At 52.2% G+C, this 16,122-nt stretch carries 15 protein-coding genes; all 15 read left to right on the forward strand.

All coding sequences use genetic code 11. The annotated features are described in order from the left end of the window. Positions 1-7 precede the first annotated feature (7 nt). Genes HMPREF1705_RS07480 through HMPREF1705_RS07550 form a run of 15 tightly spaced genes read left to right on the forward strand, consistent with a single transcriptional unit; the run spans position 8 to position 16,106 of the window. Positions 8-610, forward strand: a complete 603-nt coding sequence (locus HMPREF1705_RS07480; protein WP_083489966.1) for a Maf family protein — start codon at positions 8-10, stop codon at positions 608-610. Further along, the gene (locus HMPREF1705_RS07485) at positions 607-2,526 is read left to right on the forward strand and encodes a DUF5693 family protein (protein ID WP_009201412.1); all 1,920 of its coding nucleotides are present in this window, start codon (positions 607-609) and stop codon (positions 2,524-2,526) included. Before HMPREF1705_RS07480 ends, HMPREF1705_RS07485 begins: the two co-directional genes overlap by 4 nt. Continuing rightward, on the forward strand, positions 2,510-3,556 hold the full coding sequence (gene csaB, locus HMPREF1705_RS07490; protein ID WP_009201411.1) for a polysaccharide pyruvyl transferase CsaB: 1,047 nt from the start codon (positions 2,510-2,512) through the stop codon (positions 3,554-3,556). Before HMPREF1705_RS07485 ends, csaB begins: the two co-directional genes overlap by 17 nt. Further along, positions 3,535-4,383, forward strand: coding sequence for a transketolase (locus HMPREF1705_RS07495; protein ID WP_009201410.1), 849 nt, complete (start codon positions 3,535-3,537; stop codon positions 4,381-4,383). The genes csaB and HMPREF1705_RS07495 overlap by 22 nt, the downstream gene beginning before the upstream one ends. Positions 4,384-4,388: 5 nt before the next feature. After that, positions 4,389-5,330 carry a transketolase family protein gene (locus tag HMPREF1705_RS07500; RefSeq protein ID WP_040348133.1) on the forward strand — a complete coding sequence of 314 codons (942 nt, stop codon included), beginning with the start codon at positions 4,389-4,391 and terminating at the stop codon, positions 5,328-5,330. Positions 5,331-5,334: 4 nt separating this feature from the next. Beyond that, on the forward strand, positions 5,335-6,030 hold the full coding sequence (locus HMPREF1705_RS07505) for a cell division ATP-binding protein FtsE (protein ID WP_009201408.1): 696 nt from the start codon (positions 5,335-5,337) through the stop codon (positions 6,028-6,030). Next, on the forward strand, positions 6,017-6,901 hold the full coding sequence (locus HMPREF1705_RS07510; protein ID WP_009201407.1) for a cell division protein FtsX: 885 nt from the start codon (positions 6,017-6,019) through the stop codon (positions 6,899-6,901). Before HMPREF1705_RS07505 ends, HMPREF1705_RS07510 begins: the two co-directional genes overlap by 14 nt. Positions 6,902-6,922: 21 nt before the next feature. Further along, positions 6,923-8,113 carry a murein hydrolase activator EnvC family protein gene (locus HMPREF1705_RS07515; RefSeq protein WP_111089591.1) on the forward strand — a complete coding sequence of 397 codons (1,191 nt, stop codon included), beginning with the start codon at positions 6,923-6,925 and terminating at the stop codon, positions 8,111-8,113. Positions 8,114-8,131: 18 nt separating this feature from the next. Beyond that, on the forward strand, positions 8,132-9,352 hold the full coding sequence (locus HMPREF1705_RS07520) for a S41 family peptidase (protein WP_009201405.1): 1,221 nt from the start codon (positions 8,132-8,134) through the stop codon (positions 9,350-9,352). A gap of 3 nt (positions 9,353-9,355) precedes the next feature. Further along, positions 9,356-10,303 carry a divergent polysaccharide deacetylase family protein gene (locus HMPREF1705_RS07525; RefSeq protein ID WP_009201404.1) on the forward strand — a complete coding sequence of 316 codons (948 nt, stop codon included), beginning with the start codon at positions 9,356-9,358 and terminating at the stop codon, positions 10,301-10,303. A gap of 44 nt (positions 10,304-10,347) precedes the next feature. Beyond that, positions 10,348-11,631 carry an adenylosuccinate synthase gene (locus HMPREF1705_RS07530; protein ID WP_009201403.1) on the forward strand — a complete coding sequence of 428 codons (1,284 nt, stop codon included), beginning with the start codon at positions 10,348-10,350 and terminating at the stop codon, positions 11,629-11,631. Positions 11,632-11,649: 18 nt separating this feature from the next. Next, the gene (locus HMPREF1705_RS07535; protein ID WP_009201402.1) at positions 11,650-12,825 is read left to right on the forward strand and encodes a mitochondrial fission ELM1 family protein; all 1,176 of its coding nucleotides are present in this window, start codon (positions 11,650-11,652) and stop codon (positions 12,823-12,825) included. Beyond that, on the forward strand, positions 12,783-13,886 hold the full coding sequence (locus HMPREF1705_RS07540) for a glycosyltransferase family 4 protein (RefSeq protein ID WP_242603568.1): 1,104 nt from the start codon (positions 12,783-12,785) through the stop codon (positions 13,884-13,886). The genes HMPREF1705_RS07535 and HMPREF1705_RS07540 overlap by 43 nt, the downstream gene beginning before the upstream one ends. After that, positions 13,870-15,066 (forward strand): glycosyltransferase family 9 protein, encoded by a 1,197-nt coding sequence (locus tag HMPREF1705_RS07545; protein ID WP_057940836.1) that lies wholly within the window; start codon positions 13,870-13,872, stop codon positions 15,064-15,066. The genes HMPREF1705_RS07540 and HMPREF1705_RS07545 overlap by 17 nt, the downstream gene beginning before the upstream one ends. Beyond that, positions 15,063-16,106: a glycosyltransferase family 4 protein gene (locus HMPREF1705_RS07550; RefSeq protein WP_009201398.1), complete on the forward strand. Its 1,044-nt coding sequence runs from the start codon at positions 15,063-15,065 to the stop codon at positions 16,104-16,106. The genes HMPREF1705_RS07545 and HMPREF1705_RS07550 overlap by 4 nt, the downstream gene beginning before the upstream one ends. Positions 16,107-16,122 lie beyond the last annotated feature (16 nt).

A 16,122-nucleotide genomic window follows, 5' to 3' on the forward strand; every position in this document is an offset into this window, starting at 1 on the left:
CGAAAACATGGATCGATCGGTGCCGATAGTGTTGTCTTCGAACAGCCCAAGAAGAAGGAGCTTGCTGAGCGAGCTTTTGGGCTGGGATGTTTTCTTCATATCTCCCGACGTGGAGGAGAATGTCGGTGATTTTGGCTCTCCCTCTAAGGCTGTGGAGCTTTTGGCCGAAAAGAAGGCCCTCTTTGGAGCAAAGCTTTATCCGGAGCGTTACGTCATAGGCGCCGATACCCTGGTCTATATGGACGGACGTACCCTGGGCAAACCCACCTCCAAGGAAGAGGCCCTGGACATGCTTTCCCTCCTCAACGGCTCTACGCATGAGGTCTATACGGGAGTGGCCGTAGCAAAAGCTGACAGGATAATTTCCGATCATGAGGTCACGAAGGTTACCTTCAGAAGGATGGACATAAAAGCCCTTTTGGCCTACCTAGACACCGAGGAAGGCATGGATAAAGCCGGCGCTTACGGAATTCAGGGCAAGGGCGCATTATTGGTGGAAAGGATCGAAGGATGTTATTTTAACGTGGTAGGCCTGCCGCTCGCTACTCTATCTAAGGTTTTGGAGCGCATGGGTTGGCCCCTTGAGGCCCAGTGGAGGTGTGTCAAGTGAGTTCTTTTTTAAGGAAGCTTTCTTTCGTCCTGCTTTTGTGCGCTGTTGTCACAGGAATATTGGGCTTGCAATACAGATTCAGAGAAGAAATGGCAAAAAAGGACGTCGCCCTGCTCATGGAATACTCCGATGTGGAGATAATGGCCCGGCAGACGGGTCTTGACTTCGATGACATGCTGGATCGCCTGATCGAAAAGGGGATTTCGGCCATATCCTTTAAAGATTTGACGGGAGCGGACCTGCGGGACGGCGATTCGCCCTTTTTGTGGGGCACGTTAAGGGATATTTTGCCCCAAGAGAGATTAAACGGCCTGTCGGGAAAGGCGGCCCTTTTCGTTCCCCTGGAATACGACGACTGGTTTTTCAGAAAGTATTTGCACGCTCGCTTTCCCGGCTGCAAAGTTTATGATGCACCGGGGGGGAGAGTTTATGTCCTCCCGGGGGAGCCAAAGGAGTTTTTGGAAGTGGGCGTAGTGCCGGACCCGGAGGCAATGAAGCGTCTCACCCGACTGGACGTCCCCCTGGTTTACAGGCCCTCTCCCACCTTCGGCATAGCTTCGGAAAACGTGGCCTCGTCCCTTGACCTGCTTTTTGCCTCCCTTTGGAGGCTAAGGGGTGTCTTGCCCCAGGGAACGGTGGTCTTCGGATATCCCGATACTCCTGCCGTCGTAGAAGTAATGAGACGATATGATGCCCTATTGTTGCAGCCGGAATTCGTCCGTCAAATTGGGGGCAACACCTTAAGTTGGCAATCCTTTCCCAACATACTTCCCCTTCACAGCGTAACTACGCAGGAGGTAATAACAAGAAACCTCTCCCGTCCCGTCTTGGTGGAGCGCTTTGCCAGGGCCGCAAGGGAGCGTTCCGTGAGGGTTTTGTTGCTCAGGCCCTACGATATCGCCTCCGCCCCCTGGATTAACAGTTTCGAGGAAGATTTGCTCTCTCTGAAAGGTTTACTCCAAAGGGACGGCTTTGAGATAAAATTTGGGGAACCTTACGGCAGCTGGCAGCGAAACATGTGGTCTGTGATCGCTTTTTTGGCTGCCAATCTGCTCGTCTTCGCCCTTTTGACGTCTATGGCCGAAGAGCGCTTGAAATCAAAAGGATTTTTTTTGAAAGCAGCCGCCATCATAGCAGCGCTTGCCCTTGGAGCAAATTACGCGAACTTTCTTGCCAGGATAATGGGCGCCATGCTCGCTGCCTTTGGTGCTTCCGTCGCAACCGTAGCGGCTCTCGAGGACAAAAAGCCCTTTTACGGGTTGCTTAAGGGTATGGCGCTTGTCCTTGCCGTAGGCCTTGCCCTTTCGTCATTTTTCGGGACACCTCATTATATGCTTCGCCTGCTGACCTTTTCGGGGGTCAAGGCGACGCTTGCCCTTCCGCCGATTTTTGTTTTGTTTTACGATATGACTAAGCGGCGCTATCCGGAAAGCCCGATAGATGTATTGAAACGACCACCCCTATGGGAGGAGCTTTTGCTGCTTCTTTTTCTTCTTGCCGCAGCTACTGTGCTATTAATAAGAAGCGGAAACGTTTCCTTTGTGCCAAAGTGGGAGGTGGCCTTGAGGGATGCCTTCGAACGTTACCTCGTGGCTCGGCCGAGAAACAAGGAGATATTCGTCGGCTATCCGGCCCTTTGGCTGGCCCTGCTTATTGGTGTCATGAAATCGAAGTATTCCCTTACGAGGTTTGGACATCAGATTCACCTCTTGCTCAGGATGGCTTCTTCCCTTGCTTTTGCCTCGGCCGTAAACAGCTTTTGCCATTTTCACACGAGGATATATTTCATCTGTTGGAGGGTGTTCAACGGCCTTTGGGTGGGGTCCTTTTTCGGGCTTATTGCCATAGGAGTCTTTCTTTTGGCCCTAAGGATCAAGGCCTTCAGGAGGTTATTTTTTGGTGGCGAAGGTATATGACGTAGTACTTAGTGGATACTACGGTTTCGGTAATATGGGCGATGAACTCATTTGCCAAGCATTGATAGAAATGGCCCTTAGGGCGGGAATTGACAAGTCCCGCCTCTGCGTGCTCTCCGCAAATCCTAAGGAGACGTCCGAGAAATTTGGTGTTGCCGCCGTTGACAGGTGGAACCTCTTTGAGGTGTTTCGTGCCTTAAGGCAAAGCAGGAGCCTGCTTCTCGGTGGAGGCGGGCTCTTTCAGGATTCTACGAGCCTTAGGTCCTCTTTTTACTACTGGGGTGTGGTCTTTCTTGCCCGAATGGCCGGAGCTCGTCCCTGGGCTTTTGGTCAGTCCGTAGGGCCCTTCCGTTCTAAATTGGCGGCAAAACTCGCAAGAAACGCCTTAAAGCATTGCAGTCCCAGGTACGTCAGGGACGATAATTCGGCAGCGCTCCTTTCATCCTGGGGGCTTGAGCTTTTTTTGGCGCCCGATGCCGTGTTCGCACTTTCTTTCAAAGAAGCCGTAAAAACCTCGGCCAGGGACGTTTTAGTTTTCAACGTGAGGCCCTTGCCTCAGAGAGAGGGAGGGGTAAAATTGCTGGTGCGGGAAGCGGAGCGATTTGCTAAAATGCAAGGATATAAGCTTAGGGCGGTGTGCATGGCCGAGGAAGATCTGGAGGAGTTGAAGGCTTCAGGCGTTAGCCCCGATTGCGAGGTTTTTTTGCTCAAAAAGGCCGGCGACGTAGAGCCTGCCTTTGAGGGAGCTGCAAAGGCAGTAGGGATGAGATTGCATTTTTGCCTTCTTGCCCTGCTGAAAGGCATTCCCCTGGTCGCTTTTCCCTACGATCCGAAGGTAAGGTCCTTCGCCCTGACCTGGAATATCCCCCTTTGGGGGAGAGGTGAAGGATTTGACTCCCTATTTTTGGAGGCACGGCCGGCCGAAGGGCAAAGGGTTGCCGAGGCGAGAGAAGTGTTGCGGAAAAGTTTCAATTCGGCTTTAAAGATTGCGTTGGGAGATGAGGAGCATTGGAACGTGAACAACAGCTGAAGCTGCGCCGTATAGCCCTGGATATAAGAAAGGACGTATTGCGCATGATATCCATGGCCGACTCGGGCCATTTGGGATCGGCCTTTTCCTGCGTGGACATTTTGGTTTATCTGTATTTTTATCTTATGAATATAAACCCTGATGAGCCCGGATGGCGGGAGAGGGACAGGTTCGTCTTGAGCAAGGGGCAGGCCTGTCCCAGCCTTTATGCCGTATTGGCCAGAAGGGGGTATTTCGAGAGACAGGAGCTTTGGAACTACAGGAGATTGGGATCGTTGCTGCAGGGTCACCCCGCGTACATGACTGCCCTTGGAATTGACGCGCCGTCGGGATCTTTGGGCATGGGGATCGGGATATCCTGCGGAATGGCCCTTGCTTTGAGAAAAACTTCGCCCCAAAGCAGGATTTACTGCCTGGTAGGAGACGGCGAGCTTCAGGAAGGCTCCTGTTGGGAGGCTTTGATGACGGCTTCCCACTGGAAGCTTGATAACCTTTATGTGATCGTTGATCGAAACGGCCTTCAAATGGAAGGAAGGACGGAGGAGATAAAGGCCCTGGAACCTCTGAGGGAGAAGTTCCAGGCCTTCGGATTTTTCTGCAGCGAGACCTGTGGCCATGATTATCCTTCCATCGATAGAGCCTTCGCCGAGGCATCGGACAGCAGGGGAATGCCTAAAGCCATAATTGCCCGCACCAAGTGGGGAAGGGGCGTTACTTTGGCAGAAAGAGGGGATATTCCCGTGAAGGCCAGCCTCACCAGAAACGACGTAACTTTGTTGCTCGACGAGCTCAACAAGGAGTCGGCCTCTTTAAACGAAAAGGAGTGATCATAATGGAGAGAAAAAGCACACGCGAAGCGCTTAAAGATGCCTTGCCTGAGCTTGCCGGGCTCGACGAAGGCGTCGTGGTGATCGATGCCGATGTCGCTTCCTCCACTTACGCCAAGACCTTTGCGGAGGAATTTCCCGACCGATATTACAACGTGGGCATAGCGGAACAAAACATGGTGGAAGTCGCAAGCGGTATGGCTCTGGGGGGAATGAAGCCCTACGCCGTCGCCTTCTCTTCTTTTTTGGCCGGGAGGGCCTATGATCAGATAAGGTGCTGCGTCGCCATGCCCGATTTGAACGTAAAACTCATAGCCACCCATGCCGGCATCACCGTGGGGGAGGACGGCGGGACCCATCAGATGCTCGAGGATTTGGCTTTGATGAGAGTCCTTCCCAACATGACGGTCATGGTACCGGCCGATTACTGGTCGGCTCGCGATTTGATAGTCTCTTCCTTCAAATACGATAAACCTCTCTACATCAGGCTGGGGCGCATGGACGTTCCTCTTTTTTATTCGCCCAAGGAGGAATTTAAGCCGGGCGGGGGAAAGATCGTCAGGGAAGGCAGGGACGTCACCGTCGTCGCCTGTGGTATCATGTTGTTCGAGGCCTTGAAGGCAGCCGAGATACTTGCCCGTCAGGGCATAGAGGCCGAGGTGATAGATTGCTATAGCGTTAAACCCTTGCCGGAAGACCTCATACAGTCCTCGGTAAGAAGGACGGGGTGTTGTGTCGTTGCCGAGGAGCATAATCAGGTAGGAGGCCTTTGCGGCGCTGTAGCGGAAAGCCTCGGAATGAGCTATCCCGTTTCCCTGAGGTTCGTCGCCATAAGGGATCGCTTTGGAGAAAGCGGGACGCCTGCGGAACTTCAGGAGTACTATTCCCTAACCCACAGGGAGATAGTTGGGGCTGTCGCTCAAGTCTGGGCAACCAGAAGGCGGTGATAGAATGGACATAAGGATGGCCGGTGTGACGAAGATCTTTCACCCCGACATAGTAGCTTTGGAGGACGTGTATCTCAATGTAAAAAGGGGCGAATTTGTCTATTTCGTCGGGCACACCGGTTCGGGAAAGACCACGCTTCTGCGCATGTTAAACAGGGAGCTTTCTCCTTCGTCGGGGCAAATTATTGTCGGAAAGCACAACTTGAGGAAGATGAGATTGGGACAGCTTCCCTTTTATAGGAGGCAGGTCGGCGTGGTCTTTCAGGATTTCAAGCTTTTGCCCCATCTCAACGCAGCTGAAAACGTCGCCTTTGTCTTGGAGGCCATAGGCATGCCCGGAAGGCAGGTCGCAGAGAGGGTCAAGGCCATATTGACCAAGCTGGACCTTTGGAAGAGGCGTTTTTTATATCCCGAGCAGATGTCGGGAGGAGAACAGCAGAGACTGGCAATAGCCAGGGCTGTGGTGAACATGCCCTCGCTTTTGATAGCTGACGAGCCCACGGGCAATCTCGATATGGAGACGGCCGAGTCGATAATGGACATCCTTTTTTCGATAAACGCCTCGGGAACGACCGTGCTGATGGCTACGCACAATCAATATGTTGTCGACGCCTTCAGGGCGAGGGTGGTCAGGTTAAGCAGGGGGCGAATTGTAAGCGACGAGCCGAGAGGAGAGGTGGAGCTCTATGGCGACCTTTAAGTATATAATAAGAGACACGATGAGGCTGCTGACGCGCCATTTTGGCGTCGTTCTACTGACGCTTCTTACTGTAGTGGCGGTCTTTTTAGCCGTGGGGATGAGCATCCTGCTTTCCGTAAATGTAGCGTCCCTCGCCTCCCAGATCGAAAGCGACCTCACCGTAGAGGCCTATCTCAAGGATCAGGAAGCGAGGTCGGCGGTCCTTGAAAAACTGAAACACATGCCCGAAATCATAGAGGTGCGCTACATATCTCCCGAAGAGGCCTTGAAGCGCCTGGACGCCAAGATCGGCCAGGGAGAACAGATAATATCTCTTTTAGGCGACAACCCCCTTCCGCCGAGCGTCATCGCAACGGTGGACAGGGCAGAGAACCTGTCCCCCGTTGCGCGAGAGATAGAGGCCTTTCCCGAGGTGGAAGACGTAGTATATGCAGGAGAGGTAGCGGAGCGGCTGGCTTCATTGGCTTATTTTTTAAACAGGTTCGCCATGGCCGTGTTCTTAGTTGCGCTGCTTACGAGCCTCGTTATCATGATGAACACCATCAGGATTGCCCTCTACTCCAGGCGAGAGGAGATAGGAGTCATGCTTTTGGTGGGTGCCACTCCAAGCTACGTATCACTTCCCTTTCTCCTGCAGGGCGTCATATTGGGGGGAGTTGGAGCGTTGATTGCCCTTTTTTTACTACTCAGGGCCTACAGATGGCTAATAGATGTTTTGTCAAGGGTATTGCCCTTTTTTACCATGCTCGATTCGCCCGAGATATCTCTTTGGCTTTTTTGTCTCCTCGTAGGCGGCGGAGTGGCACTTGGGTGGCTGTGCAGTTGGACGGCTGTGTATAAATATGTCCGCAGGGCTTTAAAACCAAGATGAAAAAATTGGGAGGTGAGGGCGGTGAATTTTGAGAGAAAGAAGCTCCCTGTTTGGTTCGTCTTTATTTTCGCCCTTTTTTTGGGCACCCTGGCTTTGACCGGTCCCTCTTTCGCCGATGATCTCGATGCCCGAATAGCTCAGGAACAGCAAAAGCTCGAATACATACAAAAAAAGATCGAACAACACAAAAAGGAAGCAGCTTCCTACGCGAAAAAGGAAAAAAGCCTCCTCGCGGAGCTTGAAGAGATCAATCAAAAGGAGGAGGTCGCCAGGCAGAAGATAAAGGTCTTGGAGCTGAAGGAAAGAAAGCTTAACGAAAGAATAAATGAATTAAGCAAAAAGATCGAGGAAGAAGAGGCGCTTCTGGCCAGGGCGAAAGAGGCTTTGAGCAGTCGTGTGGTTAGCCTTTATAAGTTCGGTTCGGTGAGCCAGTATAAGCTGCTTTTCTCGGCAAGAAACGTGCAGGAAGCCATGAGCATGAGCTATCTTCTTGGAAGGGTCGCCAAGGCCGACAGCGAACTTATAGGCGAAGTCAGGGAAAGGAAACGCTCCCTCGAGGAGTCCAAGGCTGAGCTTCAAAAGCAAAAACAGGACCTTTTGGCCAACAAGAAGGACCTTGAGTCGGAGAGAAAAAAACTGCTTCAGGCGCAAAGCCAACAGAAAAAACTTATTTCGGACATAAGGCAGCAAAAGAGCCTTCACGAGAAGGCCACTGCCGAGCTCGCAGCTTCTCAAAGGGAGCTTCAGGAAAAGATACAATCCCTCATCGCTGAAAAAAGGCGAAGGGCAGCAGCTTCGAGCGGCCGAACTGCACTAGTCGCGCCGAAGGGCAAATTGCTCTGGCCGGTAAGGGGGAGCATAAACGACAGATACGGGACGCGGGTCCATCCTGTTTTCAAGACGAAGACGGTGCATACGGGGATTGACATCGGCGCTGCTCACGGCACGCCCGTGAAGGCCGCGGCGAGGGGAGAAGTCCTCTTTACGGGTTGGCTTAAAGGTTACGGACAGGTTATAATACTTGATCACGGCGGCGATATGACTACCGTTTACGCCCATCTTTCCGCCATAAACGTGAGGGAAGGGCAGGTCGTAAACCAGGGCGACGTCATAGGAAGGGTGGGGAATACCGGCGTAGCCACCGGCCCGCATCTTCACTTCGAGGTTCGCATAAACGCCAATGCAGTTGATCCTCTTAAATATTTGCCATGATGCAAATGAAGGCGAGGGATGGGAGTGAAAAAGTTCATTAGCAAGAAAAAGGGATTCCTATTAGGGCTGCTCCTCCTGATTCTTTTCGGCAGCTTAGGCCTTCTTGTAACTGGGGCTAGGGGTGAGTTTCAGTTCAAGGACATACTTCCCTTTGAGGCCCAATACGTATGGATGATGAAGCAGACCAGGTCGATCCTTGAGACCTATCATGTGAACGACCAGAATAAAAAAAGCGACGAAGAGCTTTTCTACGGCGCCATGAAGGGGATGGTGGCAGCCTGGGGAGATCCCTACAGTAGATTTGTCGATCCCGACGAGTTAAAACAGGAAGAGATAGATATCGAGGGAGAATACGGCGGCCTGGGTATATACATAGGAAGCAAGGACGGCAAAATCCTCGTCATAAGCCCTATAGAGGGCACCCCTGCCCACAAGGTCGGCTTAGAGCCCATGGACGAGATAGTCAAGGTCGATGACGATATCGTATTGGGCTGGAACATAAACGATGTGGTCAAGATGTTGCGCGGAGAGCCGGGCAGTAAAGTCACCATTTGGGTCAGGCGCGAAGGGCACGACGAGCTTTTAAAATTTGAGATGACCAGGGAGCTTATAAAGATAGATTCCGTGAGCCAGAAAAGGTTGACGGGCGACGTTGCCTATATCAGGATTTCCCATTTCACGCAAAAGACACCTGAAGAGATGAAAAGCGCTTTAAAGGTAGCTCTGGATACCCAGGCAAAGGGGCTTGTTTTGGATTTGAGAAACAATCCCGGCGGCTTGCTCGACGCCTGTGTGGCCGTGGCGGATTATTTCCTCGACGGCGGCGAAGTGGTGAGCATACGAGGGAGGGTCGATAGGGCCAACGAGGTCTTTAATGCCAACCCCGGTGTGCTCTTTAAAGGTCCCGTTGCTGTCTTGATAAACGAAGGAAGCGCCAGCGCCTCAGAGATAGTTGCAGGGGCATTTAAAGACAGGGATAGAGCTGTCCTCGTCGGCGAAAAGAGCTTCGGCAAGGGGTCAGTTCAGACCCTTTTCAAACTTCCCGAGGGTTCGGGCCTATTCGTCACAATTGCTAAATACTACACGCCTTCGGGCGTCGTGATCGACGGGGTGGGCATCGAGCCCCACGTTAAGGTAGAAGGAAAGTATACGGGAAAGCTCGAAGACGACGAACAGCTCAAGGAAGCGCTGAAAGAAGTCGAAGCTTTTTTAGTTAAAGCCAAAGAGGCCAAAGGGTAGGAGATGAACTTCTCGAAAAAACACCTTTGGGTGATAATGCTTTTCGTCATGGCGACTGGGCTAGGATTGATCTTTGCGGCCACAAGAAAAGATGTGCCATCGAAAGACCTCCGGGCAGCAATCGTCAGGGAAGAGGTAAGTGACAACTTATCTTCTACTAGCGGTGAAAAAGTCACCCTAGATTCAAATACAGCAGAGGATGGGCGTCTCTCAGAAAGGGAGGAGGAAAAACAGGCCTTGACTGAGGAACCCTCAAAGGCAAAATCTTTGAAGGGCGCCTATCTTGCCATAGTAGTCGATGATTTGGGTTTTTCCTATGCCAGGGCCGAGGAGCTTGCCGGGCTTAAGATTCCCCTGACCTGGGCAATAATACCCTTTCAGAGGAGCAGCAAAGCTACGGCAGAGTTGGCGAGAAATAAGGGCATCCCCTTTCTCGTACACGTCCCTATGGAGGCTTTCGGGGACAATGAAAGCCAAATGCATCTTGTAGCCCTTTCCATGGATGACGAAACGATAAGAAGAAACGTAAGGGAGGCCTTAGAGTCTCTTCCGGGCGCTATCGGCGTGAACAACCACAGGGGCTCTGCGGCGACTTCCGACATGAGGGCGATGAGAGCTCTCATGGAAGAGCTGAGACAGGATAACATGATATTTTTGGATAGCAGGACGGCGGCCTCCTCCGTAGCAGCTATCGAGGCGAGAAAGGCGGGCATTTTTGCCTTGGAAAACGGAGCCTTTATCGATCACCTGGAGGACATTAAGTTCATGTGGTCCCAGCTTGAGCGTGCGGCGGGTCAGGCGCAGAGGCGGGGTTATGCCGTCGCCATATGCCACGCTCGCCCCGTCACATTGACTTTTTTAAATCAACTGGACTCGAATCCCGACATAGGTGTAAAATTAGTGACCGTCGACGAACTCGTTCGTATTTTATCCCAATCTCACGGCAATTGATCGCGTTTTTAATCCCACCAAATTCAAGGGAGGGATGTGTGAAAATGAAGGGCAAGGCAGAAGTAATCCTAGGAATGCAATGGGGCGACGAAGGAAAGGGCAGGGTCGTCGACGCCATAATGTCTAAATGCGATGTGGTAGTTCGTTATCAGGGAGGAGCTAACGCAGGGCATACTGTCATAGTAGAGGGCAAGAAATACATCTTTCACATCCTCCCTTCGGGGATGCTCTATTCCGGAAAGACCTGTGTTGTGGGAAACGGCGTGGTTATAGACCCCGACAGGCTTTTCGAGGAGCTTGACGAGCTTTCCTCTCAAGGCATGGACAGGGCAAGGCTGATCGTCAGCGGTTCGGCTCACGTCGTGATGCCCTATCACAAAATATTGGATCAGCTGGAAGAGAAGAGCCGAAGGGACGAAAAACGCATCGGAACGACGGGGCAGGGCATAGGCCCCTGCTACGTTGACAAGTTCAACAGGACGGGCATCAGGGTTTACGACCTGATGCATCCCGAGACACTTCGCGAAAAGCTGGATTACATCCTCGGCTTGAAAAACCAGATAATCACCAGGATATACGATGAAAAGCCCATATCCTTCGATTCCGTTTTCGAAAGGGCCATGGAGTGGAAGGAGCGCCTCTCCCTTTACGTGGGAGACAGCTCGCTGGTCGTGGCCAATGCCCTGGAGGAGGGAAAAAGGGTGCTTTTCGAGGGCGCTCAGGGCACCATGTTGGACATAGATCACGGAACCTACCCCTACGTGACGAGCTCCAATCCCAGCTGTGGAGGGGTTTTTACGGGTACGGGCGTGGGGCCGAAAGGCGTGGACAGAATTATAGGAGTGGCCAAAGCTTATTGCACCAGGGTCGGCGAGGGGCCCTTCCCGTCGGAGGATTTTGGAGGTAAGGGCAACTTCCTTAGAGAAAAGGGCAAAGAGTTCGGCGCCACGACGGGACGTCCCAGAAGGTGCGGCTGGCTCGACATGGTGGCCTTGAAGTACGCCATCAGGGTCAACGGCGTTACTCATTTGGCACTAACTAAGCTTGACGTTCTGTCTGGTCTTGAGGAGATAAAAGTCTGCGTAGCCTACGAACAGGAGGGCAGACGGTTCGAGGAATATCCCGCCGATACGGAAGTTTTAAATTCAGTAAAGCCTGTTTACAAGGCCTTCAAGGGCTTCAGCGAAGACACTAGCGAGGCTAAAACCATGGAAGATCTTCCACCGGCAGCGCAAGACTACGTTAAATTCATAGAAGAGGAGACGGGCCTTCCCGTCATAATCCTCGGCGTCGGTCCTGACAGAAGGGAAACCATATACAACGAGTAGAATGAAGGTCGCGCAAATATGTCTCAAGGCAAAAGATTGAAAGCAGTGTTCATTATAAGCGACGGCATTCGTGGGCACGTCAACCAAAGCCGCGGCGTCGCTCATTTTCTGTCCCTTATTACAGGGTGCGAGGTGCGGGAACTGGAGGCAAACCCTGCAGGATTTCTTTCAAAAATTAAGGCCAAAAGGGCAACCGATAAAGAGGGTAACGAAAAAGTGCTTGTGCGTTGGCTTAAGCAGACAGGAGGGCTGTCTTTCCTGGAAGCCGTAAAAGAAACCTTGCGCTCCTTAAGCGCGGCGGGCGAAGAGGCGCTTTTTCTTTCCGCAGGAAGCGGAGTTGCGCCCCTTTGTCTTTCTTTGGGACGGCTTTTTAAGGGTGGGTGCGCTACCATAATGACTCCCGCCCTGCTGGGGACGAGGCCCTTTGATTTTGCCGTCGTCCCGGAACACGACTTCCCGAAGCCTTCTAAAAACGTCCTGGTCACCCTAGGAGCCCCAAACTTCGTCACCGAAGAAAAGATAAGACAGGAAGCCGAAAGGCTAAAAGAGCTTTTTCCTCCCCGCTTTGAAAAAAGGATCGGGCTTCTTTTGGGGGGAGACGACGGAAACTACCGCATCACGCCCCGCTGGATCGAAGGAGTCGTAAAGCCTGTATTCGAGCATGCCGATAAAAACGGAGCCGACCTTTACGTTACGACCTCCAGGCGTACCTCCGAAGAAAGCGAAAAGGCCCTGGAAGGCCTGGCGCAAAAACACCCCTGTGTCAGGTATCTCTGCCTGGCCTCCCATGATCCCTACAACCCCCTTTACGGCATCTTCGGCCTTGCCACCCACCTTTTGGCCACCGAGGACTCCGTATCCATGGTATCCGAGGCAGCGACTGCTGGCTTTAGGGTGGGCGTCCTTTTAGCTGAACGAAAAAAAAGCGTAAAAAGACTTGCCGAAGGCCTTAGCAAACATCTTGTCCACTGGAAAATTCTGTCGGAGGGGTGTCTTTTTGGCGTGCCGAAATTCGTCTTGGCCATAGAGAGGTTTTGCGAGCGAGGTCTCGCCTGCTTTATAAAAGACTTCGCCGACTTCGAAAGTTTCGTCGAAGGAAGTTTTTCGGGCAAACATGGCGTGCAGTTTTGCGAGGCTAAAAGGGCGGCAGAATGGATTGCCTCATCCTGGCAAGAAGGGGAGTCGGCAAAGTGAAAAGAGAGTCGCTTAAGGTAATTCAGATGCTTCCGGAATTTCACGAAGGCGGCGTGGAACGCCACGTGTTGTGGCTTTCGGATGCGCTGGCAAAGCAGGGCCATGAGGTCATGGTCGTAAGCAAGGGGGGAAAGCTCGAAAAGTTCCTTGACGAGGGAGTAAAGGTCTGGCACCTTCCCCTTCACGCCAAAAATCCCCTTACCGCCCTTTGGTGTGCTTTGCTCCTTGCCCGAAGGGCAAGAAAGGAAGGCTGGCAGATAATTCACGCCCACTCGCGCGTTCCCTTTTGGATCGCCTGGTGGGCAAGCTCTTTTAGCGGCGTTCCCTGGGTCGCGACCTTGCATGCTACCTTCAGGCACTCCCGCGCCCTGGCCCCATTAAAAAAAGCCTGTGCCTGCATAGCGGTAAGCCAAACCGTTAAAGACCACCTTGCGCCCTACCTGTCGGACAAAGCTTTTGTGATATATAACGGGCTTTTGTCGACCGACGTCAGGTGGCAGGGCAGCCTAGGAGACGACCCCTTTAAATTTACTTTCGTCGGACGCCTGAGTCCCAAAAAGGGGCTGCAGGTAGCTTTAAGAGCTCTAGCTGACGTGGAGGGCAGATGGCTTTTAGACGTGGTAGGAGACGGTCCTATGCGGGCAGAGCTTGAGGATTTCGTCGAAAAACTCAGGCTTTCCCAAAGGGTAAAGTTTTGGGGCTTCAGGGAGGACGCCGACGAGTGGATCGCCCGCTGTTCCTGCCTTCTGTTTCCCTCCTTCGAGGAGGGGATGAGCATGACGCTGATTCGGGCGATAGATATGGGGGTTCCCATCCTTGCCTCGGACATTCCCTCCGTCAGGGAGCTGTGCCTCAACCCAGAGGCTCTGCTTAAGCCAAAAGACAAAGCTTCCTGGAAAAAGGGTATTGAAGATATTCTTCGCGAAAGAAAGGCCTTGCAGCTTTTCGACCGCGATAAAATAGGTACCATCGACGATATGGCAAAAAGTGTCGTTAGTGTATACCAATTATGTATCAACGAAACCGGAAAGGGGAAACGACAGAATGCTGACCGCAGTTAAGAGCTGGCCTACGTCCGTATCGGGCAAGGAGTTTGAAGCTGTCCTTTACAGGGCAAGGCCCGACGATTATCCCAAAAAGCTTTACGAACCTTGGTATAAAGACCCCCTCTACAGGCATCTTGACGTAAAAAGCATTTTGGTCTACGTCGGAGGCGCAGGCATGGGGGATATCGTCATGATAAATCCCTTATTCAACGCCTTGAAAAAGGTGTGGCCTGAAAGCCATATCACATGGATAGGGGAATACAAGAACCCCGTAAGGTGTCTCATGGAGGAAAGCGGCCTTATCGACGATATCTTTTGTACGCACGTAAGAAAACACAGGCCTTCTGCCATTCCCGAGTACACCAAGTGGTGGCGCGAGGGAAGGCGAATGGGCGAGGTGGATTTATTTATAGACACCCAACGTCAGTTCGTACCGTCTTTGCTTTTTTCTTTGTGCTTTAAATATAGACACCGCATAGGTTACTCTAGCAAATGTCTCTTCAGCGACTGGAAGTTCGATGAGCCAGACAGGCACAAGGTGCATGACAGCTTTCAAACTTTGATCCTGGCAAGAAGGCTTGGCATCACACCCCCCGATCCGCTGCACCGCATTGTCATACCCGAAAACTTCGAGCAAATTGCCGGTGATCTGTGGGAAAAGTACGGCTTTGGCGAGGCCGTTGCCATGTTTCCCTACAGCGCGTGGCCCGTAAAGGATTGGGACGGCGAATATTTCCTTTCCCTGGGCCGCATGTTGCTTAAAGAGGGCTTCAGGGTGCTTTTGTTCGGCGGCCCCGTGGATTTCGAAAAATTAAGAAACTTGGCCGATCTCATGGGCAAAGGAGCTTATGTCCCTTACCTTCTAACGGATCTTTCGATAGACCAGGAAATGTATCTTTCCATGGCTTTGCTTAAAAGGGCAGCTTTAACCCTATCGGTGGATTCGGGCGGGGCCCATTTGTCCGCCGCCTTGGGCACGAAGACATTGGTGATCAGCTTGCTATCGCGTGTCGATAAGTTTATGCCTGTAGGGAGGCAGGTTTGGAGCATTTATCCCGGGATCGAGTGTTCGCCCTGCCCCGACAGAAACATGAGAGCCTGCGGGGGGAAGCGTTGGTGCGCAAAGGGAATTACGCCACAGATTTTATATGAGGCTGTAGCAATGTTGCTTGCAGGCAAAGAGGTGAAGCAATGAAAAAGATCCTTCAAGCCATTGATGCGGGAGGCTGGGGTGGTGCTGAAAAGGTAGTTGTGATGATATCAAACGGGCTTGCTGACATAGGTCACGACGTGGAAGTCTGGGTCAGAAGGGGGTCCCTCTTGGTAGAGCATTTGTCTTCCGAGGTCAAAGTCAAGGTTGTGCCCTTTATCAACGACTACGAGCCCTTTACACCCCTTCTTTTTGCAAGGGCTCTTAAGACCTTTGATGTAGTCCACGTGCACCTGGGCCGTGCAGCGCTGTTAAGCGGCTATGCGGCGAAGTTTCTGCCAAAAGAGCTTAGAAGAAAGCTTTTTTGTCACATGCACCTCTACCACAAGCCCAAGCACTACAAGGGGCATAAGCAGATTATATGCGTGTCTAAAGCTGTGGAAGATTATGTTAAAAAAGCTATGCCCTGGGCGAAGCGGACCTGGGTGGTCTATAACGGCATAGATATGAGCGGTGCTCCTTTGGCCGAGCCTCTAATTTCCAAAAAATGGGGCGTCTTTAGGATAGGGCTTCTTGCCTCCTTTAAGGCCGAGAAGGGACATGCAGACCTCGTGAAAGCCGTTGCCGCGTTTAGCAGGCGTTTGCCCGTCGAGCTTTTGCTTGGAGGAGAGGGTCCCCTGCTTTCTGAGGTAAAAAAATTGGCTTCGGATTTGGGCGTGGAAGATAAAGTAAATTTCCTTGGAGCCGTTCCTCCCGAAAAAGCCTTTTCCTTCTGGAAGTCCTTGGACGTCGCCTGCGTTCCGTCTTACGCCGAAGGTTTCCCCCTGACTTTGATCGAAGCCATGTCCTGCGGTCTGCCGGTAGTGGGCTACGCCGAGCCGGGCATCGTAGAGGCAATGGGAGACGAAGGGCTCCTCCTTCCCGTGGGAGACGTTGAAGCTTTGGCTGCGGCGCTTGAGAGGGTAATCGTAGATGAAAGCCTGAGAAAACAGCTTTCGTCTTTGAGCCTTAAAAGAAGCGGGCTTTTTTCGGCAAAAAGCATGGCCGAAAACCTGCTGAAGGTGTATGAGTCGATCGAGTTTTAGCTTGGGAGGTTATATT

The sequence above is a fragment of the Acetomicrobium hydrogeniformans ATCC BAA-1850 genome (genome assembly GCF_000160455.2).
Taxonomy (GTDB): Bacteria; Synergistota; Synergistia; order Synergistales; family Acetomicrobiaceae; genus Acetomicrobium; species Acetomicrobium thermoterrenum.

Excerpts from the sequence above, each read along its gene's own strand:
- HMPREF1705_RS07480 (WP_083489966.1), top strand. The coding sequence starts at position 8 with ATGGATCGATCGGTGCCGATAGTGTTGTCTTCGAACAGCCCAAGAAGA.
- HMPREF1705_RS07500 (WP_040348133.1), top strand. The coding sequence starts at position 4,389 with ATGGAGAGAAAAAGCACACGCGAAGCGCTTAAAGATGCCTTGCCTGAG.
- HMPREF1705_RS07505 (WP_009201408.1), top strand. The coding sequence starts at position 5,335 with ATGGACATAAGGATGGCCGGTGTGACGAAGATCTTTCACCCCGACATA.
- HMPREF1705_RS07510 (WP_009201407.1), top strand. The coding sequence starts at position 6,017 with ATGGCGACCTTTAAGTATATAATAAGAGACACGATGAGGCTGCTGACG.
- HMPREF1705_RS07520 (WP_009201405.1), top strand. The coding sequence starts at position 8,132 with ATGGGAGTGAAAAAGTTCATTAGCAAGAAAAAGGGATTCCTATTAGGG.
- HMPREF1705_RS07525 (WP_009201404.1), top strand. The coding sequence starts at position 9,356 with ATGAACTTCTCGAAAAAACACCTTTGGGTGATAATGCTTTTCGTCATG.
- HMPREF1705_RS07530 (WP_009201403.1), top strand. The coding sequence starts at position 10,348 with ATGAAGGGCAAGGCAGAAGTAATCCTAGGAATGCAATGGGGCGACGAA.
- HMPREF1705_RS07535 (WP_009201402.1), top strand. The coding sequence starts at position 11,650 with ATGTCTCAAGGCAAAAGATTGAAAGCAGTGTTCATTATAAGCGACGGC.
- HMPREF1705_RS07540 (WP_242603568.1), top strand. The coding sequence starts at position 12,783 with ATGGATTGCCTCATCCTGGCAAGAAGGGGAGTCGGCAAAGTGAAAAGA.
- HMPREF1705_RS07545 (WP_057940836.1), top strand. The coding sequence starts at position 13,870 with ATGCTGACCGCAGTTAAGAGCTGGCCTACGTCCGTATCGGGCAAGGAG.
- HMPREF1705_RS07550 (WP_009201398.1), top strand. The coding sequence starts at position 15,063 with ATGAAAAAGATCCTTCAAGCCATTGATGCGGGAGGCTGGGGTGGTGCT.